This window comes from Fimbriimonas sp. LA-C6 (assembly GCF_055398105.1).
On sequence record NZ_AP038796.1, the window covers coordinates 4,143,408 to 4,170,289 of the forward strand.

General features: G+C 54.6%; 27 protein-coding genes. 15 read left to right on the plus strand and 12 right to left on the minus strand.

What is annotated here, in order from left to right:
* Nucleotides 1-62: 62 nt before the first annotated feature.
* Nucleotides 63-1,277, minus strand: coding sequence for a hypothetical protein (locus ACZ51B_RS19120; RefSeq protein WP_464294941.1), 1,215 nt, complete (start codon nucleotides 1,275-1,277; stop codon nucleotides 63-65).
* Between the two features lie 360 nt (nucleotides 1,278-1,637).
* On the minus strand, nucleotides 1,638-2,531 hold the full coding sequence (locus ACZ51B_RS19125; protein ID WP_464294942.1) for an LppY/LpqO family protein: 894 nt from the start codon (nucleotides 2,529-2,531) through the stop codon (nucleotides 1,638-1,640).
* A 229-nt stretch (nucleotides 2,532-2,760) separates the two neighbouring features.
* On the opposite strand from ACZ51B_RS19125, the gene ACZ51B_RS19130 reads away from it, so the two are divergent.
* On the plus strand, nucleotides 2,761-3,588 hold the full coding sequence (locus tag ACZ51B_RS19130; protein WP_464294943.1) for a PEP-CTERM sorting domain-containing protein: 828 nt from the start codon (nucleotides 2,761-2,763) through the stop codon (nucleotides 3,586-3,588).
* A gap of 113 nt (nucleotides 3,589-3,701) precedes the next feature.
* Here the strand turns inward: ACZ51B_RS19130 and groL are convergent, their stop codons facing one another.
* The 4 genes from groL to ACZ51B_RS19150 all read right to left on the minus strand — a co-directional run bounded on the left by groL (nucleotide 3,702) and on the right by ACZ51B_RS19150 (nucleotide 6,480).
* The gene (groL, locus tag ACZ51B_RS19135; protein ID WP_464294944.1) at nucleotides 3,702-5,294 is read right to left on the minus strand and encodes a chaperonin GroEL; all 1,593 of its coding nucleotides are present in this window, start codon (nucleotides 5,292-5,294) and stop codon (nucleotides 3,702-3,704) included.
* A 23-nt stretch (nucleotides 5,295-5,317) separates the two neighbouring features.
* Nucleotides 5,318-5,638 (minus strand): co-chaperone GroES, encoded by a 321-nt coding sequence (gene groES / locus ACZ51B_RS19140; protein ID WP_464294945.1) that lies wholly within the window; start codon nucleotides 5,636-5,638, stop codon nucleotides 5,318-5,320.
* Nucleotides 5,639-5,747: 109 nt separating this feature from the next.
* Nucleotides 5,748-6,209 carry a hypothetical protein gene (locus ACZ51B_RS19145; RefSeq protein WP_464294946.1) on the minus strand — a complete coding sequence of 154 codons (462 nt, stop codon included), beginning with the start codon at nucleotides 6,207-6,209 and terminating at the stop codon, nucleotides 5,748-5,750.
* Between the two features lie 67 nt (nucleotides 6,210-6,276).
* A complete protein-coding gene (locus ACZ51B_RS19150; protein ID WP_464294947.1) occupies nucleotides 6,277-6,480 on the minus strand; it encodes a hypothetical protein in 204 nt (67 codons plus the stop codon).
* A 164-nt stretch (nucleotides 6,481-6,644) separates the two neighbouring features.
* Between ACZ51B_RS19150 and ACZ51B_RS19155 the strand changes: the two genes are divergently transcribed.
* From ACZ51B_RS19155 to ACZ51B_RS19170, 4 genes are read left to right on the plus strand one after another with little or no spacing between them, the layout of a single operon-like run.
* A complete protein-coding gene (locus ACZ51B_RS19155; RefSeq protein ID WP_464294948.1) occupies nucleotides 6,645-7,688 on the plus strand; it encodes a LacI family DNA-binding transcriptional regulator in 1,044 nt (347 codons plus the stop codon).
* An 11-nt stretch (nucleotides 7,689-7,699) separates the two neighbouring features.
* Complete coding sequence (locus ACZ51B_RS19160) at nucleotides 7,700-8,488, plus strand: type II secretion system protein (protein WP_464294949.1); 789 nt, start codon at nucleotides 7,700-7,702, stop codon at nucleotides 8,486-8,488.
* A gap of 52 nt (nucleotides 8,489-8,540) precedes the next feature.
* Nucleotides 8,541-9,815: a glucoamylase family protein gene (locus tag ACZ51B_RS19165; RefSeq protein WP_464294950.1), complete on the plus strand. Its 1,275-nt coding sequence runs from the start codon at nucleotides 8,541-8,543 to the stop codon at nucleotides 9,813-9,815.
* Between the two features lie 30 nt (nucleotides 9,816-9,845).
* Nucleotides 9,846-10,619 (plus strand): class I SAM-dependent methyltransferase, encoded by a 774-nt coding sequence (locus ACZ51B_RS19170; RefSeq protein ID WP_464294951.1) that lies wholly within the window; start codon nucleotides 9,846-9,848, stop codon nucleotides 10,617-10,619.
* Nucleotides 10,620-11,482: 863 nt separating this feature from the next.
* On the opposite strand, the gene ACZ51B_RS19175 is transcribed toward ACZ51B_RS19170, so the two are convergent.
* The 5 genes from ACZ51B_RS19175 to ACZ51B_RS19195 form a co-directional block, all read right to left on the minus strand.
* A complete protein-coding gene (locus ACZ51B_RS19175) occupies nucleotides 11,483-11,710 on the minus strand; it encodes a hypothetical protein (protein ID WP_464294952.1) in 228 nt (75 codons plus the stop codon).
* Between the two features lie 124 nt (nucleotides 11,711-11,834).
* Nucleotides 11,835-12,059: a hypothetical protein gene (locus ACZ51B_RS19180; protein WP_464294953.1), complete on the minus strand. Its 225-nt coding sequence runs from the start codon at nucleotides 12,057-12,059 to the stop codon at nucleotides 11,835-11,837.
* A gap of 310 nt (nucleotides 12,060-12,369) precedes the next feature.
* The gene (locus ACZ51B_RS19185) at nucleotides 12,370-12,879 is read right to left on the minus strand and encodes a hypothetical protein (RefSeq protein ID WP_464294954.1); all 510 of its coding nucleotides are present in this window, start codon (nucleotides 12,877-12,879) and stop codon (nucleotides 12,370-12,372) included.
* 71 nt (nucleotides 12,880-12,950) lie between these two features.
* Nucleotides 12,951-14,660 (minus strand): RICIN domain-containing protein, encoded by a 1,710-nt coding sequence (locus tag ACZ51B_RS19190; protein ID WP_464294955.1) that lies wholly within the window; start codon nucleotides 14,658-14,660, stop codon nucleotides 12,951-12,953.
* Nucleotides 14,661-14,668: 8 nt separating this feature from the next.
* Nucleotides 14,669-14,845 (minus strand): hypothetical protein, encoded by a 177-nt coding sequence (locus tag ACZ51B_RS19195; protein WP_464294956.1) that lies wholly within the window; start codon nucleotides 14,843-14,845, stop codon nucleotides 14,669-14,671.
* A 281-nt stretch (nucleotides 14,846-15,126) separates the two neighbouring features.
* Here ACZ51B_RS19195 and ACZ51B_RS19200 point away from each other — a divergent pair, with 281 nt between their 5' ends.
* From ACZ51B_RS19200 to ACZ51B_RS19240, 9 genes are read left to right on the plus strand one after another with little or no spacing between them, the layout of a single operon-like run.
* Nucleotides 15,127-16,176 carry a LacI family DNA-binding transcriptional regulator gene (locus ACZ51B_RS19200; RefSeq protein ID WP_464294957.1) on the plus strand — a complete coding sequence of 350 codons (1,050 nt, stop codon included), beginning with the start codon at nucleotides 15,127-15,129 and terminating at the stop codon, nucleotides 16,174-16,176.
* Nucleotides 16,177-16,202: 26 nt separating this feature from the next.
* The gene (locus ACZ51B_RS19205) at nucleotides 16,203-17,000 is read left to right on the plus strand and encodes a class I SAM-dependent methyltransferase (RefSeq protein WP_464294958.1); all 798 of its coding nucleotides are present in this window, start codon (nucleotides 16,203-16,205) and stop codon (nucleotides 16,998-17,000) included.
* A 57-nt stretch (nucleotides 17,001-17,057) separates the two neighbouring features.
* Nucleotides 17,058-18,392: a lipopolysaccharide biosynthesis protein RfbH gene (gene rfbH / locus ACZ51B_RS19210; protein WP_464294959.1), complete on the plus strand. Its 1,335-nt coding sequence runs from the start codon at nucleotides 17,058-17,060 to the stop codon at nucleotides 18,390-18,392.
* On the plus strand, nucleotides 18,389-18,682 hold the full coding sequence (locus ACZ51B_RS19215) for an acyl carrier protein (protein WP_464294960.1): 294 nt from the start codon (nucleotides 18,389-18,391) through the stop codon (nucleotides 18,680-18,682). Before rfbH ends, ACZ51B_RS19215 begins: the two co-directional genes overlap by 4 nt.
* Nucleotides 18,683-18,687: 5 nt before the next feature.
* Nucleotides 18,688-19,386, plus strand: coding sequence for an SDR family NAD(P)-dependent oxidoreductase (locus ACZ51B_RS19220; RefSeq protein WP_464294961.1), 699 nt, complete (start codon nucleotides 18,688-18,690; stop codon nucleotides 19,384-19,386).
* Complete coding sequence (locus tag ACZ51B_RS19225; protein ID WP_464294962.1) at nucleotides 19,383-20,717, plus strand: class I adenylate-forming enzyme family protein; 1,335 nt, start codon at nucleotides 19,383-19,385, stop codon at nucleotides 20,715-20,717. The genes ACZ51B_RS19220 and ACZ51B_RS19225 overlap by 4 nt, the downstream gene beginning before the upstream one ends.
* The gene (locus ACZ51B_RS19230; protein WP_464294963.1) at nucleotides 20,718-22,532 is read left to right on the plus strand and encodes a GNAT family N-acetyltransferase; all 1,815 of its coding nucleotides are present in this window, start codon (nucleotides 20,718-20,720) and stop codon (nucleotides 22,530-22,532) included.
* On the plus strand, nucleotides 22,513-23,307 hold the full coding sequence (locus ACZ51B_RS19235) for a transketolase (protein WP_464294964.1): 795 nt from the start codon (nucleotides 22,513-22,515) through the stop codon (nucleotides 23,305-23,307). The genes ACZ51B_RS19230 and ACZ51B_RS19235 overlap by 20 nt, the downstream gene beginning before the upstream one ends.
* Nucleotides 23,304-24,221: a transketolase family protein gene (locus tag ACZ51B_RS19240; RefSeq protein WP_464294965.1), complete on the plus strand. Its 918-nt coding sequence runs from the start codon at nucleotides 23,304-23,306 to the stop codon at nucleotides 24,219-24,221. The genes ACZ51B_RS19235 and ACZ51B_RS19240 overlap by 4 nt, the downstream gene beginning before the upstream one ends.
* A 139-nt stretch (nucleotides 24,222-24,360) precedes the next feature.
* Here the strand turns inward: ACZ51B_RS19240 and ACZ51B_RS19245 are convergent, their stop codons facing one another.
* Complete coding sequence (locus ACZ51B_RS19245; protein WP_464294966.1) at nucleotides 24,361-24,546, minus strand: hypothetical protein; 186 nt, start codon at nucleotides 24,544-24,546, stop codon at nucleotides 24,361-24,363.
* Between the two features lie 267 nt (nucleotides 24,547-24,813).
* Between ACZ51B_RS19245 and ACZ51B_RS19250 the strand changes: the two genes are divergently transcribed.
* On the plus strand, nucleotides 24,814-26,880 hold the full coding sequence (locus ACZ51B_RS19250; RefSeq protein WP_464294967.1) for a GH92 family glycosyl hydrolase: 2,067 nt from the start codon (nucleotides 24,814-24,816) through the stop codon (nucleotides 26,878-26,880).
* The last annotated feature ends 2 nt before the right edge of the window (nucleotides 26,881-26,882 follow it).

The following is a 26,882-nucleotide window of genomic DNA, read 5'->3' on the forward strand; positions in this document are numbered from 1 at the left end:
CTCCGGTGTGGAGGTGGGTAGCCGCACAATTGAACTCACCGTAGGCTCGAGCGGCAATCGAGTTAGTTCTTTTTGGTGATTGACTGAAACGTTTGTTTCCTCCAAAACAAGATGAAGTCGTTCCGCTTCGTTGTATCGCCCCTGTCTTGACCAGCCCAAGTGGGGACCAGGTCCGAACGTCCAGACCAACTTGCGAGGAGACTGAGTGCCAGATCTTGTATTTGAAAACTCGGATCGTCAAAGAAAACCTTAAAGGCCTGGAACGTCTCTGAGTCGCCAGGCTTGGGTATTTGCCCAACCACATAGTTTCTAAGAAAAGTATTCTTGATTCGAGATGCGATTTGGATGGTTTCGGACGGCACCTGGTTACCACCGCCAAGACGCGCCCGACTCAACACAAGCATGTCATCCGTTGTTGGCGATTGCCCCGATGCATCGAAGTCCTGGATAGACGCCAGGAAGGCTCTTTCGTCTACCCCACCCATTCCAAGTCGAGCAAGCAGCGAGTAGATACGAAACTTGCCTGTACTCGATTGACTCACTACAACTCTTGACAAGGTTGGAATCACCGTTGACTTGAGCCATTGATCCCGGTTCATATTGACAATCTCTGACTTAACGGAAACCCCCGTGGCGAATCGAACAAGAATATTGATTGATTGCTGAATGATCTCAGAATCTGTCGACGAGCAGGAGGCCAGGACTGTTTGGCGGAAACTCTCTGCTATGTCTGGCTTCCTTCCGACTCGCGCTTGATCTGTCTTAACCAGAGCGAATCCAGAAACTTCAACGGCACTCTTAGCCTGTACGGATTCGCTCCATAGGATCAAGTCGTTGTAACACATCGAGCCTACGACCATCAACCGTTTTGAAGTTGCTCTTTTTCCAAGTAGCAGGAATGTCGCACTCCTGTCGGGTGGCTCGGGCAACTTAGCAGAGGTTATGCCTGGTTGCATGCCAAGCCTGCTTTCAGCCGGCTCAGTTATGGGAATAACCGAATAAATGATCGCTCCTTGTTCAAATTCTGGAGAATCAACCACTAAGAACTTATCGACGGCAAAGGATGTATGTGCAAACTTGCCTGCACTTTCTCGGTGCTCGACGGTTCGACCGAGTGGCTTTACAATAGCTATCACTTCGTGCGCACGAAGGACGAAGTCGGAATACACTCCGATGGCATTTGCTGGGTACTGGGGATGAGTGGTGTCAGCTAATGCACCCCGGATAGCGAGCGAGCTAAGTAGCGCAACGGCAATTGGTAGCTTATATGCTTTCATTAATTCTTAGTGTCTGAACTGAAATCAGATGAAAGTTCGTTGAGAGTATGTCCATCTAACTCTTCCATTGATTGGCGTCACAGATTCGGCTCCACTTAAAGTATCTTGATCGTGAAAACTTTATTCACAATAATCCGCAAAGAAGATCCCGAAGAAAGAACGTTAGCGGATTCCTTTTGGTTCGTATTGCGACATCCTTTTTTCGATGCAAAAGACGTTCAATGTGTCTGGGTGCATTGGGTGATCACATAAACCTACACGAAAAGAGATGTTTCCCTGATTTCAAATAGCAGGGGAGTGAACCTAAAGAGCTGCTGAGTGGGCTTGGCAGATATCTACGATCAGCCAATCCACTCTGACCTACTTCTTTCCGAGCCCGTCCCAACACGAGCGGATTCCTTTTGCAATCTGCGTCGAATCCCCTTCAGCCTCGAAGTGCATGAAGATCACGTCAGGCGAACCACCGAAGGTGTGATTGTGGATGGAGGTGATGCTAATCCCAGCCTTTCGGTAAGCATCGATGCTTGCTTGAAGCTCGGTTCGGTTTGCGCAGCAAGTGTCGCCCATCACCATGGTGAGACCGCATTCGCACGCGCTGAACGCCGCCCAGCTTGCGAGACCCATGCCTGGCGTGAAGGCGAGGTCATCAATGGTGACTTTCAGGTCCTTACGAGGCGACGCAAACCGCTGCACACCGGAAGGGAAGACGGTCGCCTTGACACCCAGAATGGTTTGCAGTTCCGCAGTGTCGAGTTTCGGCTTTCCGGGTTTTGCCACCGGGCTGATCGCCCCTGCTTGAGTCTTCAGGACAGCAAAGGTTGTCTTCAATGTCTTGGCCAAATCTGCAACCTTGCCGTGCCCCTGGTAGTGGAGAAAGAACAGGCGTGGACTCTCCGCAGACATATGATTGTGAAGAGCGACGACCTCGATGCCCCCCGCCCGAAGAGCGTCGATGACTCCATTAATTTCGTGCCGAAGCATGGCCACGTCACCAACGACAAGCGAATTTTCCTCGGAACCAATGAAAGCCGCGTAAGTGGCTAGCCCCAGATCCGGCGGAATTGGCATCCCTTTCTCGTTTGTGAACTGAACGTCCGTCCGCGGAAGATTGATGCGATAAGACCCATCGGCATTCATGGTTCCCGCTTTGCCGATGACCTTGGCCGCAGCCTGATAGTAGGAGGGCGCCTCAGTCTGTTGGGCGCGACCAAGTGAAGCAAAAAGGGCCAAAAGGATTGCAGTTTGTATTTTCATGATAAGGTTTCCCGCAGCGGCTCGCAGCAACACCACTCTATCACGTTGTCAACAACCACTGGGGTTAAGGATGACTCCTAGTTCACTTCAAAGTTGTACTAAACCTCCCTTTAAGAGTCTATGAAGTGAGCCTCAAGTCCTAGTAAGGCCCTCAGAAAGAATAAAATTATCCGGATACGGCACTTTTCAAAGATCCAATTTGGTATTGTCTATTCCTATGTTGAAGTTTATGGACAGAAAGACTGACCAAATGGCGCAGCCAGCGTCTTTCACTAAGATATCCATCCTTTCGTTAATGATCGTTGCTCCGATGTCGATTCAAGCCTCCGAACTAAGAGGTCATTCCAAGTCATATACAAACTCCGTAAATGGAGAGAACTATGTCAAAGATGATCAGAAGTTCAGTTATGTGTCACCTAACGTCGTCCCAGAGTATGCAAGCACCGCCTCGGCGGTGATGGGCAACCAAGGGAAGGCCGCAGGATGGGTCTCAGCGCGAATGGGACAGCTCAAAGCGTACGCCTATGCAGACCACACATTGGACACTACGAACACCTCGAACAGCACCACGGAGACGTCGACCGAAGCGATCGACTACCTCAATATCACCAGTGATACGCTTGAGATGGGCACGGATGTCAGTCTCACCGTGTGGTACCGAGTGAGCGGAAATCTAGTCGGGACAGGGGCTTCCGCCCAGTTCCAACTCTATGCCGGAGAAGTGGGTTCCGACGCAGTAGGTGCCAATCTGGTATACGACTCGGCAATGAATCCTCTGCTATACCAGTCAACAACACTAAATACTTATGTAGGAAGCACCATCTATTTAGATGGAGTGTTAACGGCTACCGCAACTACTGGCAATGGTGGAACACTTTCAGAGGCTAATTACGGTCACACTGCCAACTACTTTGTAAAGTCTAACTCTCCAGATGTAAAAGTCATCTCCGAAAGTGGACACAACTACGAGCCAGTTCCAGAGCCAATGACCATGGGAGCGCTTGCACTCGGTGTCATGGCTGGAGTGCGCAGGAAGTCTATCAAGTCAAAGAAGTAAATCCTTCGTGCTGACGCGTGGGGAAAGGATGCCCCTTACGTCAGCAGGAAGCCACCAACAAAAAAGCGGCGAGGCATTTCTGCCTCGCCGCTTTCTGTATGTCTGGTGACAGACTAGTGAGCGTGTCCCTCGTCCTCGTCTTCAGGCACCTCAGCGACGATCGCTTCGGTGGTGAGCAGGAGGCCGCTGATGGAAGCGGAGTTCTGGAGAGCTTGTCGAACAACCTTAGTTGGGTCAACTACGCCCTGAGCAGCTAGGTCGCCGAACTCGAGAGTGGCAGCATTAAAGCCCTTGCCCTCGCGCTTGACCTGAGCAACCACAACGCTACCCTCAACACCGGCATTCTCAGCGATGGTTCGCAGAGGAGCCTCGATGGCCTTGAGAATGATGCGTCGGCCGATCTCTTCGTCGCCTTCGTACTTAACCTTGTCGAGAGCCTTGGATGCTTTGAGAAGAGCAGTACCGCCACCAGGGACGATGCCTTCCTCAAGAGCAGCTCGAGTAGCAGCAAGTGCGTCCTCGATTCGAGCCTTCTTCTCTTTGAGAGCGGTCTCGGTTGCAGCGCCGACCTTAAGAACAGCGACGCCGCCGCTGAGCTTGGCCTGTCGCTCCTGAAGCTTCTCCTTGTCGTAGGAGCTCTCGGTGTTCTCGATCTGAGCCTTGATCTGCTTCAATCGACCTTCGATGCCCTTCTTGTTGCCCTTTCCGCCCACGATGGTAGTGCTTTCCTTCGTGATGACGATTCGGCTGCAGCTACCGAGCATGTCTGGAGTGACATTCTCAAGCTTGATGCCGAGCTCTTCGCTGATGAACTGGCCACCCGTGAGAACAGCCATGTCTTCCAACATCGCCTTGCGTCGGTCGCCAAATCCTGGAGCCTTAACAGCTGCGATCTGAAGGTTAGCGCGAAGTCGGTTCACAACGAGAGTGGCCAAAGGCTCCTGATCGATGTCCTCGGAGATGAGGATGAGAGGTCGACCCATTCGGATCGTCTTCTCAAGAATGCCAACCACGTCCTGGACGTTGCTGATCTTCTTCTCATAGAACAAAATCAGAGGCTCTTCGTAAACCACTTCCATGCGAGTTGGGTCGGTTACGAAGTAAGGGCTGAGGAAGCCTTTGTCGAACTGAAGACCCTCTACGTTGTCGTAGGAAGTCTCAGTGGACTTGGACTCTTCAACGGTGACAACACCGTCTTTGCCGACTTTGAAAATGATCTCGCCAACCAACTTTCCGAGCTCGACATCGTTAGCCGAAATGGTTGCAACCTGAGTGATCGCATCCTGACCTTTGATGGTCGTGCTCATCTTCTGAAGCTCCTTCACGAGAACGTCTACGGACTTCTCGATACCGGACTTGATGAGGGTGGAGTTGGATCCAGCTGCAACGTTTCGGATGCCCTCTTTGAAGATGGCCTGCGCGAGAACGGTTGCAGTGGTGGTGCCGTCGCCTGCGGTGTCGTTGGTCTTGGAGGAGACTTCGCGAATGAGCTGAGCGCCCATGTTCTCGAAGCGATTCTCGACCTCGATCTCCTTAGCAATGGTGACGCCGTCGTTGATAACAGTCGGTGAACCGAACTTGCGCTCGAGAACAACGTTTCGTCCTCGAGGGCCGAGGGTTACCTTAACTGCGTTTGCAAGCTTATCAACGCCTGCTTCGAGAAGCTTACGTGCTTCGTCGGTGTATTTAATTTCTTTTGCTGCCATGAGTCTTTCCTGTTAAAGAAGAATTACTTCTTCTTGCCTCCAGCTACGGCAGGCTCGCTCTCTAGAACAGCCAGAACGTCATCGGCTCGGAGGATGATGTAGTCCTTGCCATCTACTTTGACTTCGGTGCCTGCGTACTTGCCGTAAAGAACGGTGTCATTCACCTTCACGTCCATTGCGCTAAGCTGTCCGCTGTCGAGTCGCTTGCCTGGTCCAACAGACAAAACAGTTCCTCGATGGGGCTTCTCTTGGGCGTTATCAGGGAGAATGATGCCGCTGGCAGTCTTTTCTTCCTTTGGCGCCGCCTCGACGACGATGCGGTCATGCAGTGGTTGAATCGCCATGGGTTTTCCTCTTAAATCTCGTATTGAGTTTCCGCCGCCGGTTGGCGCGCAGATTGATTAGCAGTATACCGCCGAGACTGCTAAAGTGCGTCTAGTCCTAGACCTTGTTTTAACGCCGTGGAGGGGGTGGCAGTCGATTTCCGTGTCTGTCTTCGGTTAGCATTTCCCCGGAATTGTAGGGAAGCGCAGAGAACAAGATCATCCTTAGGTTCAGGAATGCTTCCTCTGACAATGCACGCTCCTGCCCAGCGTGTCTAACTACACCGTTGTAGTCCACCAGCCAGGTATCCGATCCATCAACGATCGCAAGCCTTGAAAGACGGTTGTTGTAGATCGCAGGTTGTTTTGCAGCGGAGAGTGCCTTCAAAAGCTCCTTCTTCTTACCAAAGAGACACGAGGTCACGTCCTTTGAAGTTGTCGTGCTGGTGGACGGGTCTAGCAGATCTTCAGGGAGAACTGGATACGAAGTCTGCGCGCAAAACTCAAGATACTTAGCCGTAAACCCATCGTACCGGTCCTTCTTATTGGCTTGGATCCCGTTGAGCAGCAGAACCGCCGCGGCGACTGTCAAGAGGTGATGGGTTTTCAGCATCGAAATGAGGGACGTTTGGGAGCCTCAGTTTGATACGACCGTTCCTCTATTTTCCGGCAGGCGGCTGGTAAGCATCGGGTCCGCCTTTCACAAAACCCTCACCAACTTTCACCGGTTTGCCGATCCCCAACTCCGCTGCGGTCTTGGGTCGGTTGTTGGTCGCCATCACAATCACGACTGCCACAACAGCAACCGTTGCGATACCTCCGACGATTCCGATGATGGTCTTAGTTGAAACTTCTTTGTTCATCTCTCAAATCTCTCTCGTTGTTGCTGAACCACTTCAGCAACATTTCCATTCTAAGGGTGGAAACGAGGGAAAAGCAAACGTTTTTTTACATTTTTTCACGTTTTTTCATAAAAAATGGTTGGTTTTTCTCGAAGTCTGGTGTAACGTGCTGAATGGGTTAAGCAATGCAAAGCCGCATCACCATTCAAGACGTCGCGGACAAAGCAAAAGTCAGTAAAGTGACAGTCAGCTATGTCCTCAATGGGCGTGGGACGGTTGAGCGAATCAGTGAATCCACTGCCCAACGGGTCTTCCAGGCAGCCAAAGACTTAGGCTACAGGCCCAACGCTCTTGCCCGCATGTTGGCAACCAAGCAAACCAATACCCTTGCCGTTGTATTCCAGTTTGGAGAGTTTTTCTCCACATGGTCGGGCTTTACGGGTGAGGTCATGCGGGGTGTGTGCGACCAGGCTGTGAAAGAGGGGTTTGACCTCATGCTTCATACCAAGTCGGTTGCAGATGCTAGATCAGAGGCCGATGTATTGGCTGATGGAAGGGTAGACGGCGTACTGGTGTTGCGAGACCAAGGCGATCCCATGCTGGATCAACTCTTGCAACGTGGGATGCCAGTCGTTCAGTTCTTCACCCGCAGTGACGATTCCCATGCGGTGTATATCGATAGTGATAACTACTCCGGTGGAAGGATTGCTACGCGCCATCTCCTGGATTTGGGGCATCGAAAGATTGCCATTATCCGTGGATCGCTGAAGTCCATGAGTTCCAACGATCGGTTCAACGGCTACCGAGATGCCATCGAACAGGCAGGTTTGAAGGTGGACGATAGGTACGTCGTCACCATTGCCAAGCCTACGGATGACCTGGACGCGATCAACGAACTGATGGCGCTTGAAGACCCACCCACTGCAGTCTTTATCTGGTCAGACGACGTCGCACTTGCGTGTGTGCGCCGTTTCAGAGACATCGGTGTGAGTATCCCTGCGGATCTCTCACTCGTCAGTTTCGACTCTCTTGAGATTTGTAACCACACAATTCCTCCGCTCACCAGTGTGAAGCAGCCTGTTTTTGAGATGGCGCAAGAATCAGTTAAGATGCTTGCAGCACTCATTCGCGGTGAGGAGTTAACTCGTAGGCAGGTTTTATTACCACTTAATTTGGAAGTCCGTTCGTCAACGGCTCCGTTCAATCAATCTAAAATCGATTCTCGATGAGGTGAATCAAATTGCGTAAGGCATTTACACTTATAGAACTACTTGTTGTGATCGCGATCATTGCGATATTGGCCGCTATTCTTTTCCCGGTCTTTGCCCAAGCTAAGGCATCCGCCAAGCTGACCCAGAGCCTTTCCAACCTAAAACAGATTGGAACGGCTGCACAAATGTATCTTTCCGACAACGACGACTCCTTCCCGCTCACGCGGTACGACTGGAAGTTTAACGGCAGTTGGAGCGGTACCAAGAACTATAAACACTCTCTGTTTCCCTACGTGAAGAGTGCCGATATGTTTACGGATACCACGAATCCAGCCGCAAAGCTTCCTGACAATGAAGCCGATCCTGCAAACTGGCTCTACGACGCAAACGTAACACCCAAATTCAAGCGAGGGTATTTCTACTACCGCGCTTTCTTCGTAACGCACGATTGGCAAGATAACGCTGCCTACAACCAGTCTCAAATCGATCAAAGTTCCAATAGTCTCCTGTTTGCAGAAAACAAAGACGTCTTCGCCGACTACGGTCCCTGGCAGGCCTATCTTAAGGCCGGATCACCGGGTTGGGCTGTATCTAACTGGGGTGGTTTGAAGCGGGATGACCACGCGATGGTGGTTAGTTTCGCAGACTCTCATGCCAAGTTCACCCAGATGCGACAGACCTGTGGCACAGCTGGCACCTTGAACATGTGGCAGTACGATCGAGGCAAGATCCTCACCGACTATAGCAACTACTCCATGGGAGGCGGAACAGCGGATATCAGCTGGATCGATACCTTCTGCCAGACACTACCTTTCTAGGTTCCAATCGATTAAGCGGCTGCCTTGCCCGGCAGCCGCTCTTTTTAATCTCATGCCTCTTTTCTCACTTTCTGTCGCCCTCTATGTGGCTTCTCGTCCAGATATGGCTTTGTTGAACGAGCTTCAACACCGTGCCTTTAACTTCTTTTGGAACGAGTCAAACGCTGTTACAGGCTTTACTAAGGATCGAGCAGCTAACCTAAAAGACTCCGACACATTCACCGTAGCAAGCTGCGCCTCGACCGGATTCGCGTTGGCCGCCTATACGATTGGGGTGGAGCGCGGATGGGCATCTCGCTCGGAGGCACTCAAACGAACCCGCAACACACTGCATCACATGCTAGAGCAGCATGATCAGTACAAGGGCTGGTTCGTTCACTTCACCCACTGGGAAACCGGCAAGCGGGAGTGGAAGTCCGAGTTTTCTTCCATTGACACCTCGATTTTCTTGGGCGGAATGATCATCGCAGACAGCTACTGGCGCGATAAAGAGGTGAGTGAGCTATCGTCGAAGATCCTCAAGCGGATCGATTGGAAGGCGATGATGACCGACGAAGGGAAGAAGCCTGATGAGCTTACGTTCAGCATGGGATATCACCCGGAGACGGGGTACATCAGCGCTCGTTGGAATGGCTTTGACGAGTACAAGATGCTCTATATCCAAGCATATGGGGCGGATCCAAGCCTGCCAACTGGCGGTTGGGCACAGGTGAAGAAGAAGATGGAGACGTACGGGGGACAGTCATTCCTGGTGGGTGGTCCGCTTTTTATGCACCAGATGTCGGAGTCGTTCTACAGTTTTAGCGACATGCGGGACCAGGAAGGTTACAACTACTGGGTGGAGACCCGGAATGCAACCTTGGCCAACCGTGCTTATTGCATTGAGAACCCGAAGAAGTTCAAAGACTATGGAAGCAACTTTTGGGGGCTTTCCGCTTGTGATGGGCCGGACGGATATAACGCTTTTGGCGCTCCTGGTTGGATCAATGACAATGGAACGATTACGCCTACCAGTGCTATTGCGAGCATGCCGTTTACTCCCACGGAGAGCATGGAGTTTGCCGTGGCGATGCGTAAGAACCACCCTGAGGCGTGGGGAAGATACGGGTTTAGCAACGGCGTGAATCCGCACCGTAGTTGGGTTGGGCCGGATGTGATTGGGATCGATCTTGGGATGATGCTACTGGGCGTGGAGAACTATCGGACTGGCATGCCGAACCGGCTTTCGATGAAGCACCCGGTGATTCAACTAGGGTTCAAGCGTGCGGGGTTGAAAGTAGTTAAGGGAAGTAACAGTGGTCCCGTGTTGGTTGAGCCTCAGAAATAGTGTCTCGCTCTTAGCTAGAATGAGTGCGGCATGGAAGCAAAGCACGATATGGCGTCGGTGTATGACCGGTGTTTAGGGGAGGCGATTTTTAGTCCTTGCGCCGACCAGATGTGCCGGTTCTTGCCGTATCGAGACGAGGTTTTGGAACTCGCCTGCGGCACCGGGTTTCTCACCGAACGGTTGGTGAGGTTAAGTACGAACCGAACGGCCATCGACTCCAGCAAGTCGATGTTGGCTGTGGCGGAATCCAAGTTGATTCCTCGAACGCAGTTTTTGGCCGCCGATATGGTGGCTCTGCCGTTTGAAGACCGCAGTTTTGAGTTGGTGGTTTGCCAGTTTGGGTTAATGTTTGTCGAGAATCCGCTGGATGCGTTGAATGAGGCGCATCGGGTTTTGGGCCGCCGTGGGCAGTTGTTTTATAGCGCCTGGCGCGAGATGGCCTTGAATCCATGGGCCGAGATTTGTACGCGTGTGCTGAGCGGGTTCTTCCCAAACGAGGAGCCTGTTTGGTATCAGAAGCCGTTTTCCATGTGGGACGATTTGCGGCACATTGATCTGATGAAGCAGGCCCGTTTTAAGAAGCCGAGTGCGACGTATCGATCCATTTCTGGACGAGTGTCGGATGTTGAGCAGTTCGCCGAGGGCATGGCTGGGACGAATCGGTTGGTGATTGAGCTTGCCGAGAGGGAAGGGGTTGGGCTTGAGGCGATTCGGGAGGCTTTGGCTGTGGAGTTAGTTCGAGTGTTTGGGTCCGCACCGTTCGAGATCCCACTGAGCATGATGATTGTGGAGGGTTCGAAATAAGGAAGGGACAGTTTCGTTTCCCCGCCCACCCGGCGTCTCGCTATCGCACGACGCGACCCTTATCGTAACTGGGGGTTGGGTTCCTGGTTTGCTCGTGTCGGTCGCGCGTTTGTCGCTGTCGGAGGCTGAATGCGCGTGGGCGGTTTTGGCGTATATCGCGCATTCAGCGCTCGGGAGTTTGGGGAGCTATCCCAAGGCTTACGCCGTTTGGCTAGGTTATGCCGATTCTTCGAATCTCCCGAAAGGGCCAATTGATGTTGGTCAAGACCACAGTGTGGGCGTTTTTGTGGCTCTAGGGCTGAGAGCTATTCAGAGCCGTTTGGGTGTAGTGTGCCGGTTCCTTGAACAACTTGGAGAAGGTTGGGCCTCATTGAAGGTTGGAGGCTTCTGGCACCCTTTCGGGGTGCGGTTCTTGGTGGGGCCTTCGGGGGGTCTTTGACACCACCGCTACTTTCTGGCATCCCGTTTGGGATGCTTTGGAGGGGAAACGGAGCGTGCTGACAGCACTTGTGGGTTGTGGTGGTTGGTTTCCAGGACTGCGTCCTTCGCTCGGACAGAGCGCCCCGTTCGGGGCTAGTGTTGGGTTCTATTTGTGAGTCGGGCATTCTGCGACTCCTGTGGAGTCGGGGGAGTAGAGGTCGGCCTTCCAGGGGTCTTCGACGCCCTGGCTATTCTCTGGCATCCCGTTTGGGATGCTTCGGAGGGGATGGGGAGCGTACTTGCAGTACTTGGGTTTGGTGGTGGTTCGTTTCCAGGACTTCGTCCTTCGCTCGGACGGAGCGCCCCGTTCGGGGCTGGGGAACGTGCATTGCTGACTTGTCGTTGGATTGGAAATCGGGTGGTGTTTGGTAGGTTTTGCCCCCTCACTCCGGCTCTCTCCCCCAAATTCCGGAGAATTCGGGGGAGAGAGGGTCGCGGAGTGGCTTTTGACACCAAGGCTTGCGGGGCCGGGCTGTTGGTATGGCGGTCCGTTGGACCTCTCGGAGGGGTTGGGTGTCGTTGAGGGTTGGTGGCTTCTGGCACCCCTTCGGGGTGCGGTTCTTGGTGGGCGCCTTCGGTGGGTCTTCGACGCCACCGCTACTTTCTGGCATCCCGTTTGGGATGCTTTGGAGGGGATGGGGAGCGTGCTTTCAGCACTCGGGGCTGGTGGTCTTGGTTACCAGGACTGCGTCCTTCGCTCGGACGGAGCGCCCCGTTCGGGGCTAGGGTTGGGTTCTATTTGTGAGTGGGGCATTCTGCGACTCCTTCGGAGTCGGGGGAGTTGGGGGCGGCTATCCAGGGGTCTTCGACGCCACCGCTACTTTCTGGCATCCCGACTGGGATGCTTTGGAGGGGGATGGGGAGCGTGCTGACAGCACTTGGGGTTTGTGGTGGTTGGTTTCCAGGACTGCGTCCTTCGCTCGGACGGAGCGCCCCGTTCGGGGCTAGGGAGTTTGCCAAGTTCAAAAATGCGCGGGGTGATGGAAATGTTGGCTTGTCCTTTGCCTCAACTGAGCACATTGTTCGGCGCTTGGGTGTTTGTTTGGACGGGAAGGTTGCGGTGTCAAGGGTCGTTCGTAACGACTCTGGGTATTTGGTTGCCCTTTGATTTGGTTCGTTTTTCGCTCGCAGAGAGCGTGCGGTTAGGCGGATGGTACTAGCAGATTTCGGCGTTGCTGGGGCTCTAAACTGTGTGCTACCGCGATTGGTAAATGGTGGGAGGGGCGGTCTCCGAATTGCGGTGAGTGCCGCAATTCGGAGAATCCGTTTGCTATAGGGCTGGCTTTCGTGTTCTTCGGCGAAGAGCACCCAATCCGAGAATGGCGCAGCTCATCGTGAGTGCGGTGGAGGGTTCTGGGGTGGGTGTTACTTTCAGTCGGATGTTCTTGAGGCTTACTGGAAAAGAAGTAGCGAAGGTGTTGGTGAAGGTTAGGCCGTAGGTTCCGGAGCCTGGTGAGGCTGTTGCGAACTGGATGACTCCCGAGTAGAAGCCAGCGTCGTCCGGTGCTCCGGGGAGGGTGCCGATATCGTTGGTGGCTTGCGGATCGGTAACCGAAACGAGCAGGTCACTGATGTAGGTTCCCCCATCCGATTCGAGGGTGAACGAAAGGGTCGCTTGGTTGTTGATGCTCCCAAAGGTCGAGATGGCCGTTGTGGTGAATGGCATATCGAACGTCCCCGGTTGCAGGATGAGGTCTGGGAACTCCAAAGTCGATGCGGAAGCACCGGCCGTTAGGCAAGCGATGGCCAGGAGAGCGGGTATGTGGTAGGAATGTCTCATAAATAAATTGCGGTGTCGATCCCGAGCATGCTACGGGTGACGCATGGTCGGGAAGGTTGAATAGAGGGGGATTAGTTAGCGGCTTCGAGCTTGAATTGCTGGCCGAACCCGCCCCAGAAATCCCAGAGTTTTACAGGAGTGCCGTCCGCTGATGAAACGCCGTATAGGTCCATCGTTTTCCATGGGTTGTTCTTCGGTGCGATCTTGTACCAGCCGTCTCCCATTGGGATGAGGTACCAGCGCTGGGAGTCGGTTGCGGAGGAGTCGGACAATTGGATTGTCTGTCCATTGCTGGTGTCTCCGCCGAGTAGGTCCACGCATCGGCCGCTTGCAAGAGTGGTGCGAATGAGATAGGTTCCGTCGGACTGTTTCTCCAGCTTAAACTTCTGTTTGGCGCTGCCCGTGTATGCGCGAATGTCGATTGCAGCTCCAGCGGTGTCGGTTGGGGCTTCGATTGCCGATGAGGTTGCGAGACGAGGAGTCAATCGGTACGTTCCGTTGGGAACGTCGGTGGTGTACATCGTGTCGAGCACCCCGTTGAGGCCCATGTCGCGTCGCAGTGCGGCAACCATGAGGACATGGCGGACATCGTCTCCCCATCCCAATTCACTGTCGTAATTGAGTCCAAATGGCCAGTAGTGGGCGCCATCCCCGTTGAGAACGGCGTTCGGGTCACCTAGAATCTGTTGAAGCTGGAGATTGGCGTATGTGCCATGCCACGATCCGTTGTACATGAGATTTGACCAGCCCCAGTACGTTCCGGTGCCGACGGCATGGGAGATCTCATGGAGTGCTACGCGGTAGTTGATGCTGTTGCCGTACCGCATTTCTCCGTCATAGCCCGCGTCCGCTGTTGGGGTGCCGGGACTGTTGTTGGCCACGAGTTGGTGGTCGAATACACCCATGCTGTTGTGGAGAGCGACTGCGTCATCCACGGACTGAATGATTGCGTTATCTCGCCCCGCGTCGCCTCCAAAGCCCCAACCTGTTCGCCAAGTGAGTCGGCATCGGTTAATTTTACGGACGATCGGAGCTTGATCCGTGGCGGTCATGGCTGCGAAGGTTGCCGAGCTGGGCATCGCATTAAACGTTTCGCGGGCTGCTCGACCTATGTAGACGGAGCGTTGGAGTAGCTCTCGAACCTGGTCTTGCTCCCAGTTTGGGAGAAGCGCTAGCCCTGCTGAATTGACAACTTGGGATCGGCGGGCGGCAAGCTCGTCCGAATCCAGGATGCGCATAGTATCGAACAGCTTTACGTTGTCCAGATAGCATCGGATATCGCTTCCTTGGACCTCAATCTTGATGGTGTACCAGCGGTTGGTGACAATCGAGCCGGGTTTACCAGGAAGCGACACGCCTGGTACTTCGAGTGCGTTTTGTGTGTTGCCCCATCCTGCGATGTTCAGCCAGCTTTTGGCCGTGTCGTTGGGCATGCCGAAGCCGATGAGAAATCCCTCGCTGCCTCCAGTTTTTCTAGCCTTTAAGGTGACGGTGTAGTTTTTCCAAGATGGATTTCCCACGCTCGCCATTGCGGGGGTGTCACCGCCCGTCTGGCGAAGGACGCCGTTCTGCGTTGACCAGTTTCCGCCTGTGGTGGTCCACCCGGAGAGTCCGTTGTAGAAGTTGCTTGAGTAGAGTCGTTGGCTGCCTTGGACGACGCGAACGTCGGAGAACTCGGCTTGGGTGTTCCAGGTTCCGACGCATATCTTGCCGGAAATCGGGGCAGCTTTGGCCGTGCCTATGGCAAAGGATAGTAATAAGATCTGTGTGAGTCGATTCATTTATGTCCTCATAGACCAATGATCGAGGTGTAGCGAGCGGACTTACTTGCCCGGAGCACCACGTCAATCGCGGGTGTATTCAAGTTGTCATTCGACGTCCCTGCCTGAAGTCTCTGGAAGGTGTTTGGACACATCGCTGGGCTTCGGGCAAGGCGTGCTCTTCCGCGTATCGCTTGGCGAGCCATTCGATTCCTCCTGGGATTCCGAGGAGTGCGGAGTTCTATTGGAAGGGGAGCTCCATTCGTTCATGTCGTTTGCGTCACGATGGGGAAACCGTGAAGTTGAGATTGAATCGTCTTGATGCATTTCTTCCTCTGAAAAGGGCGGTAAAAACTCGCTCGACCGGTTATTGCAATAAACATAAAAGTGGTCCAAACCTGGACCAAAACGGTTGCTAAAACACTTTATCATGGATTTGAACTGTTTTAGCAGGCGATTTTTATAAGTCTTAATCTAGAATTACGTTATGGATACATTGGTCCCGAAGAATGCGCCTCGGCCCAAATTGGTCGATGTTGCGCGACTGGCAGGTGTATCGATTGGGACCGCCTCGTCTGTTCTTGCTGGGAAATCAGAACGTCACCGAATTTCGGAGACCACTCAGGAACGGGTTCTTGAGGCAGCTAAGACTCTGAACTACATCCCAAGCCTTCTCCATCGCTCAGTTCGAGAAGGCAGGACGAACATTTTGTCGTTCTTCAATTCCTTCCGGAACCGGGAATCGGGCGACCTGTACATGGATCGCATGACGGGCGAAATTGAGCAGGCGGGAGGACGGTATGGCTACAACATTCTGGTTCATTGCCGTTTCAGTAAAGATACGCGGGAGACGTATGAGTTCTTGAACGGTGGGTTCTCTGACGGCTTGATTCTGTTTGCGCCAGCGCCCGACGATCCACTTCTATGCCTCCAGCGGGAGTCGGACCTGCCGACGGTGATCGTTAATCCACGGGATGAAGAGAAGACTCTTTCCACGGTGGAGGACGATGCGGAGGCTGGGATTGACCTTGTCGTTCGGAATCTGGTGTCTTTGGGGCATAAGCGTACTGCGATTGTCACGCAGTTCTCGCCTGGTTGGCCCGATCCTCAGAAGCGAGAGCGACTTCTGCGCCAGGGACTTATCGACTCTGGGTTTTCGCCGCATGATGTGATTACTTTCACTCTGGATGCCTCTCTACCTCGCAATTTTGATGCGCTTCTGCCGGAGGTGTTGGCGATTTCTCCGAGACCTTCGTCGATTTTCTTTTGGAACGACCGCACGGCGTACGACTTTTTGGAGGCTTGCCAGCGGGCTGGTGTTTCCATTCCGGACACCTTTTCGATCGTGGGTTATGACGGCATTGTGTGGCCCAATCCAGCGGGGCAGGTTGTTGCTTCGGCCTGTGCGCCTTTTCGAGGCATCGCGGATGCAGCAGTTGGCACGTTGCACCGTTTGATCAATGGCGAACAAGGTCCGGTGCATGTGAAGGTTCCCGGCAGCTTTGCGATGGGTACCACGTTGGCTCCGGCCAGATAACCGCTTCTTGCGACATTATAGTGAGGATGAACTCGCGGGATGTGCTGAACCCTGTTGTGGCGACCTACGTTTCTCAGCATGTGGTGTATTTGGATCCGCGTGAGGATGCGTGTCAGTCGGGTGCGGTGTGGATTCCGTTGAGTCAGTTGCACCCACGGATGCAGGAACTGCCTCCCAAAACGTCCGAATTGCTCATTTTGGATTGGGGGGATGTTTCTCGGCAGGCCTTGGAGTTTGTTCAGCATGGGGGGAGGCGAGTCAGTCTGGTGGATCCGGCTGAGGTTCCGGCGAAGAGTGGGCCGCTGAGGTTGTGGCAGCCGAACGCGTTTCTGATGGAGGTATTGCCTTCCTTGGAGCCTGGCTATGGGGTGGATTTTGGGTGTGGCACGGGGCGGGAGGCGATCGCGCTTAGCTGCTGTGGTTGGAAGGTGACGGCGATTGATCGGTTGCAGGATGCCGTGGACCGTGCTCAGGATCTGGGTTCAAAGTACGGTGGTGAGGGTGTTGAGTGGCGGCAGGCTTATGTGGAGCAGATGGAGCCGTTTGAGCCTGAGAGCATCGATTTGGCTTGCATTTTTTACTATCTCTCTCGCCCTTTGATTCGGCAGATTGTGGATTGGTTGGCACCGGGTGGAAGTCTTGTGGTGGAGACGTTTACTCAGGCGCATCGGGAGGCTTTTGGGAAGCCAGCGTCTGACGATTTTGTGTTGCAGATGGGCGAGCTTCCGACACTTGTACCCGAACTGGAAGTGTTGGAATTTCGGGAAGGACTGCACGGCGACCGGTATACGGCGAGGTTGTGGGCGCGTAAGTCGACCACTTAGTTTTCTGTAAACCCTGCAGAAATGCGTGGTTCTACCGATGAACTGAGTGGAACTACTATGTCCGCCGTAGCCGATCAAAATTTAGAAAATACGCTTCGCGAGCAGATTTTAGGGCTCGCTTCTGAGTTCTTTCAGGCGAAGCAAGTTCAACGTGCCTTTCGACCGGGTGAAGATCCTGTGCCTGTGACGGGCAAGGTGTTGGATGGGGAAGACCTCAAGCTCTTGGTGGATGCTTCCTTGGACATGTGGCTCACCACGGGACGATATGCGAACCGTTTTGAGCGAGACCTTGCGCGGTTTGTGGGGGTTCGCAGCAGCCTATTGGTCAACTCGGGTTCGAGCGCGAATCTGTTGGCCTTGACAGCGTTGACGTCGCCCAAGTTGGAAGCACGGGCTTTGAAGCCTGGGGATGAAGTGATTTCGGTGGCGGCGGGATTCCCGACTACCGTGAACCCGATTATCCAGAACGGTTTGGTTCCTGTGTTTCTGGATGTGGACGTTCCCACTTACAACATTGACGTGACTCATTTAGAGGAAGCGATTACGCCTAAGACCAAGGCGATTATGTTGGCTCATACGCTGGGGAATCCTTTCGATTTGAATACCGTGCTTCGGGTGGCTCGGGAGCACAATCTGTGGCTCATTGAGGACTCGTGCGACGCGCTGGGGGCTACGTATGCGGGGCAGAACATCGGCACTTTTGGCGACCTTTCCACTTTGAGCTTCTATCCAGCTCATCACATGACGATGGGTGAAGGTGGGGCTGTTTTGGTGAACGGTCCTGGGTTGCATCGGCTGGTGGAGAGCTTCCGCGACTGGGGGCGAGACTGCTGGTGTGAGCCGGGCAAGGACAACACCTGCAAGAACCGGTTTGGGCAGACTTTGGGCGCTTTGCCTTGTGGGTACGACCACAAGTATACGTACAGCCACATTGGCTACAACCTGAAAGCGACTGACATGCAGGCGGCGGTGGGCGTGAGCCAGCTTCACAAGGTTCCTGATTTTATTGAGGCGCGACGGCAGAACTTTGCTTGGCTGTGGCAGGGGTTGAGTGACTTGCAGGAGTGGCTGATCCTTCCTGAGGCGACGGTGAATAGTGAGCCCAGTCCGTTCGGATTTCCCATTGCGGTTCGGGAGGGTGCTCCGTTTAGTCGCAATAGTTTGGTGCGGCATCTGGAGTCGTTGAAGATTGGGACGCGTTTGTTGTTTGGCGGGAACCTTACGAAGCAGCCTGCCTATCTCAACGCGAATTACCGGGTGGTAGGCGACCTGACAAAGACAGATTTTGTGATGGATCGGGTGTTTTGGATCGGCGTTTGGCCGGGTCTTACGCAGGTTCATCTTGACTTCGTTGCTGAATCGATCCACCAGTTTGTGAGTGACAACACATGATTGCTAGAGAAACAGTTTTAACCCTTGTAACGCATGCGGCCATTGAGCTGAACGAGACGCTTGAGGACAAGATCGATGTTGCGGCGGCTGAGGACGCCGTGCTGTATGGCCGTGACGGCGTTCTGGATTCGCTGGATCTGGTGAATTTGATTTTGCTGGTTGAAGAGAAGGCTCAGAAAGAGGCTGGGAAGCCGGTGACGTTGGCAGATGATCGTGCGATGTCGCAGTTCAAGAGTCCTTTTCGAACCATTGGGTCTTTGACTGACTACGTGGTTGCGCTGGTTGCCTGAAGGATATGGAAGCACCAGTCACGCTGATTACGGGCACGCGGAAGGGCATTGGTCGCTCGCTTTCGGAGCGGTATTTGGAGCTTGGTCACGTGGTGATTGGGTGTAGCCGTCAGGGCAGCGATTTGGTGCATGAGCGGTATGTGCATCACTGCGTGGATGTTGCGGATGAGCGCGGGGTGCAGGAGCTTTTCTTGGACACCAAGAACCGGTTTGGGCGGCTGGATAACTTGATCAACAACGCGGGCATTGCCTCCATGAACCATGCGATGTTGGTGCCGATGAGCACGGTTCGGACCATTTTTGAGACGAACGTGTTTGGGACTTTTCTGTTTTGCCGGGAAGCTTCTCGGTTGATGGCGAAGGCGAAGAAGGGGCGCATTGTGAACTTTGCGACCGTGGCTACTCCCTTGAGGCTTGAGGGCGAGAGCGTTTATGCGGCGAGTAAGGCGGCGGTGGTGAGTCTGACTGAGATCTTGGCGCGCGAGTTTGCTTCGATGAATATTACGGTGAACGGAGTGGGGCCGACTCCTGTGGATACAGATTTGATCAAGGGCGTTCCGAAAGAGAAGATGGACGCGCTTTTGAATCGGCAGGCGATTAAGCGATTTGGGACGTTTGAGGACGTGGCGAATGTGGTGGATTTCTTCTTGCGGCCAGAGAGCGATTTTGTGACGGGACAGACGATTTATCTAGGTGGTGTATGAACACAGAGCAACTGCTGAAGCGACTGAGTGAACACGGAGACCGCGAGGCTCTGGTTTGGCGTGAGAGCGCTATGGACTACGCCAACCTCCTGGAGTGGGTGGAAGAGTGCTTGGCTTGGCTTGAGACGGTGGGAATCGCCTCGGGCGATGTCGTCTCGTTAGAGTTTGAGCCGTCACCTGTGGGTGTTTCCATGCTCATTGCTCTGCTGGAGCTTGGGGCGATTGTGGTCCCTTGTAGCTTGGGCGATTTGGCTCGGTATGAGTATGCGTGGAAGCTGGCAGGTGCGGAGTATATGATCCGTGTTTCCAGCGATCAGCCTATTTTTATGGCTTACAACCAGAAGGCCAAGCACGCGCTTTACGACCAACTGAGGGCGAGCGGCGCGCCGGGAGTGGTGCTGTTTACTTCTGGAACCACGGGTGAGCCGAAGGCGGTGGTTCACAACTTTGAGACCCTGCTGAGCAAGTTTGAGAAGGTTGGGCGGGCTGATCGGACGGCTGGGTTCTTGACGCTGGACCACATTGGCGGGCTGAACACGCTGCTTTACACCTTGGCGAATGGCGGGTGTTTCGTGGCGTTGGAGTCTCGCAGTCCGAGTGAAGTCTGTCGGGTGGTTCGAGAGCAGCGGGTGGAAGTTCTTCCGGCGACGCCGACGTTCCTTCGGTTACTGCTGGTGAGTGGAGAGCTTGAGCAGGGCGGTTTGGCGGATCTGAAGTTGGTGAGCTATGGAAGCGAACCGATGGGCGACTCGACGCTTGCGGCTTTGAAGGCGAGTTTGCCGAACGTGGAGTTTCTTCAGCAGTACGGCATGTCGGAGCTCGGCGTGTTGCGGTCTCGTTCTCGCGAGGACGGGTGGATGAAGCTGGGCGGACCTGAGTTTGAGCTGCGTGTGGTTGAGGGGCTTTTGGAGATCAAGGCTCAGACTGCAATGCTTGGGTATCTGAATGCTCCGTCGCCGTTTACTCCGGATGGGTGGCTGAAAACGGGTGACTCTGTTGAGGTGGATGGGGAATTTATTCGGGTTCTTGGTCGGCGTTCAGAGGTGTTGAATGTGGGTGGCGAGAAGGTTCATCCCAGCACGATTGAGGGTCTGGTGGAGTCTTTGTCCGGGGTGGTGAGTGCGACGGTTCGGGGTGTTCCGAATGCGATTGTGGGCACGATGCTTGCGGTGGGTGTGGTGCTGAACACGGGTGAGAGTTTGGCGGAGTTCCGCACAAGGATGCGGACCGAGCTACGGGGGCGAGTGCCCTCCTTCATGATTCCGCAACGCGTTGAGCTGCTTGCCGATGACGTTTGCACTGACCGATTTAAGAAACGACGGGTGGCCTAAATGCCAGTAACTCAAGAGAAATCAGACCAGACGGTTCAGAACGCTGCGATTCGTATGTTCGACTTTTTGAAGTCGACGACTCATATGAACGACCTGTGGACGAAGGCAATCCCTCTTGCGGAAGACGCGGGGTTCCTTTTGCCTGTTTGTGAGTTGCACACACACGACGATGCGCTGATTAAGACTTTTGGAGAGTGGCGTGAGGCTGCTTATTACGCGTATCCCACCCAGTTTCCGGTGACGGATGAAGGGACGCGGTCTTGGTTACGACATCGGCTTTTGGATGTACCGAATCGGATGTTGTTCTTGATCGTGGACAAGATCGGGACCCCGGTTGGGCATGTGGGTTTTGCGAACGTTGACAACGAGGACGGCGATTTCGAGCTGGATAACCTGCTGCGCGGATCGTTGAAGGGGCATCGGGAGATCACTCGACTTGCGACGGAGGCTCTGCTGAACTGGGCTCAGGATACGTTGGGGCCGAACGGTTTCTATCTGCGGGTTTTGGCTTCGCTGAAGCAGGTTATCAAGTTCGATCAGCGGCTTGGGTTTGAAGAGGTTTCTCGAACGCCTTTGCGCAAGAAGGTGGAGGGGGAAGTGACTTCTTATGTGCCTGTGGCACAGGGAGATCACGAGGCTCCGGACGACTGGTTCATCCGAATGGAGTACTGCCCCAGGAGCAAGTGGGATAGCTCTAAGATGATCTTGACGGCAGGACCTTCCATCTCGGCGGTAGAGGCGAGCTACGCGCACGATGCGACGGTGAACGGTTGGAACGGGCAGTGGAACAAGTATCTGCGGCGGTTCGAGCAGTCGTTTGCGGAGTATGTGGGGCGGAAGTATGCCATTGCGACTTCGAGCTGCACGGGAGCGCTGCATCTTTCTCTGTTGAGCTTGGGAATTGGGCCGGGGGATGAGGTGATTGTCCCAGAGACCACATGGGTAGCCACGGCGAATGCGGTTCTTTATGTGGGGGCAACGCCGGTTTTCGCGGATATTGAGCCGGACACTTGGTGCATGGATCCGCACAGTGTCGAGGCGTTGATCACCGAGAAGACGAAGGCGATAATGCCGGTCCATCTCTATGGGCATCCGGCTCGGATGGCGCCGATCATGGAGGTCGCTCGCAAGCACAACTTGTTTGTGGTGGAAGACGCTGCGCCAGCAATTGGAGCTGAAGTGAACGGTCGGAAGGCCGGAACGTTCGGTGAATTTGCGTGCTTCAGTTTTCAGGGTGCGAAGCTTTTGGTGACCGGTGAGGGCGGCATGTTGGTGACGGACAGCGATGATTTGTACCAGCGGGCTTTATCTTTGTGGGACCAGGGGCGAGATCCTCATCGGACTTTCTGGATTTCGGATCAGGGTTGGAAGTACAAGATGTCGAACGTTCAGGCGGCGATTGGGCTTGGTCAGCTGGAGCGTGTGGACGAGCTGGTTCATATGAAGCGACGGCTGTTCAGTTGGTATGAAGATGGTCTGCAGGGTGTGCCTGGGATTCGTCTAAACAACGAAGCTGAGTACGCGAAGAGCATCTACTGGATGAGCAGTTTGGAGTTGGCGGAGGGGATTGATCGCGAGGCGTTTCGGGCGGAGTTGAAGGCTCGGAATGTGGATACGCGACCGGTGTTTCCGGCCATTAGTCAGTATCCGGTTTGGCCCGTTCAGCATGCGCCGAAGCCGGTGGCAAGACGAGTTGGTGATCAGGCTTTGAACCTGCCTAGCGGAGTTTGTTTACGGCGTGAGCAGGTGGAATATGTTTGTGAACAGATCCGTGCGCTGATGGAGGATTCACGCTTTGGTCGCGCGGTCGCTTGAGGGTCTGGAGTCGGTTGAGCTAGCTCGCTGTGCTCGGATCCATGCGGTGAAGATGGTTCATCGCGCGAAGGCTTCGCATATCGGGTCGGCGCTTTCGATGATCGACATCCTGGCGGTGCTTTATGCGGATGTGCTTCGTGTACGGCCCCAGGAGCCTCAGTGGAAGGACCGCGATCGACTCGTGGTGAGCAAGGGTCATGCGGCGGTTGGTTTGTACTCGATCCTTGCCGAGGTCGGGTTTATCCCGGTTCAGGAGCTGGAGAATTATTGCAAGGATGGGTCTCGGTTGATCGGTCATGTGAGTCACTTTGTGCCTGGTGTGGAGCTCTCGACGGGGTCGCTGGGGCATGGGCTTCCAGTGGCTTGCGGGCTGGCGCTAGGGAACCGGAACAATCGTGCCGTTTGTGTGATCAGCGACGGGGAACTAGACGAGGGTTCCAATTGGGAAGCGTTGTTGTTTGCTCCTCACCATTGCTTGAAGAACCTGACGGTGGTGGTGGACTACAACAAGATCCAGAGCTTTGGGACAGTGGACCAGGTTTTGCGGCTGGACCCATTGGACGAGAAGCTCCGGGCGTTTGGCTGGGAAGTGCGGGAAGTCGATGGGCATGATCATGCCGCTTTGCGTGGGGCTTTGGAGGTTTCGGATAGACCCGTAGCGGTGGTGGCTCATACGGTGAAGGGGAAGGGCGTGGACTTTATGGAAGACAGCCTGGCTTGGCACTACAAGTCTCCTTCAGATGAGGATTTGCAGAGGGCGTTGGCGCAGCTATGAGAACGGCTTTTATCCAGGCTTTGATTGAGGAGGCGGCGCGAGACGAACGAGTTTGGCTGTTGACCGGCGACCTTGGTTACAGCGTTTTGGAGCCGTTTGCCGAGCGGTTTCCAGACCGGTTTTTGAACGTGGGGATTGCGGAGCAGAACATGACGGGGATCGCGGCGGGGTTGGCGATGACCGGCAAGATTCCGTTCACCTACTCCATCGGCAACTTCCCGACGCTTCGGTGTTTGGAGCAGATTCGGAATGATGTTTGTTACCACGAGCTACCCGTTCGGGTGGTGAGTGTGGGCGGCGGGCTTGCTTATGGGAGCTTGGGATACAGCCACCATGGGCTGGAGGATTTGGCGATTTTGCGGACCTTGCCAGACATGGCCGTGGTCGCCCCGGGGGATCCCCATGAGACTCGCGCCATGGTTCGTGGGTTGATCCATCACCCGGGTCCGGCGTACCTGAGGCTTGGGAAGGCGAACGAGCCTGTGATTCATGGAGCTGAGCCTTCGTCGGAGCTTGGGAAAGCGATTGTGGTTCGCGAGGGCTCTGACCTCACGTTGGCGAGCACTGGCGGGATCTTGGCGATGACGATGGCCGCTGCCGCCGAGTTGGAGTCGCAGGGTGTTTCGGTCCGAGTACTGAGTTTCCCTTGCGTTGAGCCTCTGGATGTTGAGGCGATTTCGTGTGCGTTGAGTGAGACCCGTGGTCTGGTGACACTTGAGGAGCATGGCCCCGGGGGGCTTGCCGGGGCGATTGCGGAGTTGGCGGTGCAGCACGGTTGGGTAGGGAAGATCCAGTCGCTTCATCTCCCGAAGAAGCCGGTCCACCACGCGGGATCTCAGGACGCTTTGCGTGAGCTGGGTGGGTTGTCCGTGTCGGCTGTGGTCGCGCGTGGGAATGTGTTGTTGGCGGCTTAGTTCTTGGGTGAGTGGAAGTCTAACCGGAGGTTTTATCTTTGGGGTGCTTTTGTTTTTCCCAAGGCTTGCGCCTCCTGGCTGACCTAAAGACCTGTCATCATGCGAGGTTGTAAGGAGTTCGGAGCGTGCCTACAACACTTTAACTAAGGATGTGGGTTTCGTACCAGGGCTGCGCGTTCGCTTGCCCTTCGCTGGGACGGAGCGCCCCATTCGGGGCTCGGGAGGGATTGCGGTTTCCGGAAGTGAGGCATTCTGCGACCGCCTTCGGGGTCGGGTAGATGAGGGGCTTTCCCTGGGTCTTTGACCCAGGGCTACTTTCTGGCATCCCATTCGGGATGCTTCGGACGGAATCGGTATGTGTGTCCTCTCGGGTTAGGTTGATAGCTCTACTTCAAAAATTTGGTGTATTGCGGCAAGGGATGTCAGGCGTTAGTAGCGCGTCGTTTGGCCCGCTGATAGGGCACACAGTCTCAGTAACCAAGGTTTGGAACTACGCCGAGAGAATCAGGCTGAGAAACCGCGGGATTGGGCCTATGTTGCTGGGGTGGTTTCCAGTAAACTCGCCGGTGCTTCGTGTGGGTTTTTTAACGCAATGAAAGGACAGGCACTTTACGACTTAGTCAACACTTTGGCTGGCACACAATCTCACTTTGGGTTCTCGGTGGGGAATACGCTTCCGATTGCGGCGATGCCGTTTGGGCTGACGCATTGGGCTGTTCAGACGAGTGAGGGGTCTTGGTTCTTTAACTCTTCACACAAGAAGTTCCAGGGATTTCGGGCGACCCACCAGCCGAGTCCTTGGATCAGCGATTACGGTCGGCTGACGATTCTTCCTTTAACGGGGGCGCAGCGGTTGGATGCGGATGGCCGGGCTTCCAGCTATCAGGCGACTTTTCGTCCGCACGAGATCGATGTGTATCTACAGCGGTACGGAATCCGTGCGAAGCTGACCCCGACCCGTTCTTGTGCGAACATCGATCTTCATTATCCGGACAAGCGTCATTCGCAGCTGTTCATTGAGGGGCAAAAGGGGCATACCACCGTCTGTGTTCGCGCGGATCTGAACGAGATCCATGTGGCCAGTTCCCAAAACTCTGGGGGCGCGCCTGAGGGGTTTGCATGTTACTACGTGGTTCGGCTAAATGGGAACTTTGAGGTTCTTGAGGAGACCGAGTTCTCCGTTTTGGTTCAGTTGGTCGATCGGGATGTGACAGCGGTTCAGATAGGGACTTCGTTTATCGGTTACGAGCAGGCTCGGTTGAACCTAGAGCAGGAGTTTGCTCCTGCGGCTGAGACCGCGCTGGACGCTTGGCTTAAGGTTTACGAGAAGTTTGAGCTTCAGACGCCCAATGCGAACGCTTTGAAGGTGTTTGCTACGTGTCTTTACCGGGCGAACCTGTTCCCACGCGAGACGCATGAGTTTGATCAGGAGGGCGTAGCCCACCATTACAGCTTTTATAGCGGTGAAGTTGTGCCGGGCGTTGCCGTGACGGATAACGGGTTCTGGGACACTTATCGAACCGTTTACCCTTGGTACAACCTGTTCGACCGGAAGCGTTCTTCGCTGGCGATGCAAGGTTGGAATGCGGCCTATCAGGAAGGTGGCTGGTTCCCACAATGGGCGAGCCCAGGGTATCGGGGCTGTATGGTTGGCACTCACGTGGACGTGATCATCTCGGATGCGGTGGTGAAGGGCGTGAAGGGGTTCGATGCGGAGCTGGCTTTAGAGGGGATGCTGAAGCATGCGACTCAAGTTGGGCATCCTTCGGGCAGCTATGGTCGCTTGGGTGTGCTGGATCACTTGAAGCTGGGATACGTCGCCGAGGAGACGTGCGAGGGGGCGGTCGCGCGGTCGTTGGACTATGCGTACGACGACTTCTGTATCTCGCAGGTGGCTGCGGCGCTGGGTAAGAGTGATGTTGCCGCGAAGTATCGAGAAGAGGCGCAGAAGTATCGGAATCTGTACGACCCCTCGGTTGGGTTCATGCGCGCTCGCCACGGTGACGGTAGGTGGGCCGACTTTGATGAGTTCCGATGGGGTGGGCCTTATGTGGAAGGTGGAGCGTGGCAGAGTTCTTGGGCTGTGCCGCACGATCCTCAAGGGCTGATTGAGCTGAACGGAGGCGCTGAGGCGTTCGTGAAGAAGCTGGTCCAGATGATGGAGATTGAGCCTAAGTTCTCCGTGGGTGAGTACGGCTTTGAGATCCACGAGATGACCGAGATGGCGCAGGCCAATTTTGGGCAGTACGCACACTCCAACCAGCCGGTGCATCACGTTTTGTATCTGTTTGTGGAAGCGGGTCGGCCTGATCTGGCGCACAAGTACCTGCGTCGCGTGATGGATGAGCTTTATACGCCTGACCAGTTCCCTGGAGACGAGGACAACGGCGAGATGTCGGCCTGGTATCTCTGGAGTTCGTTGGGTCTTTATCCGCTATGTCCTGGTAAGCCGGAATACACGCTGGGTGCTCCGATCTTTGAGTATGCGAAGGTGGAATTGGAGTCGGGTGGTGCGTTGGAGATCGAGTCCAGCGGATGGAGCCCGAGTACTCAGACGGTTGTAAAGCGGGAAGTGGGTGGCCAGGCGGGGACCTCAGAGTCGGTGACTCATGAGGAGTTGATCAACGGGCAAAAGATCGTTTCTGTTTACGGTGAGTGAGG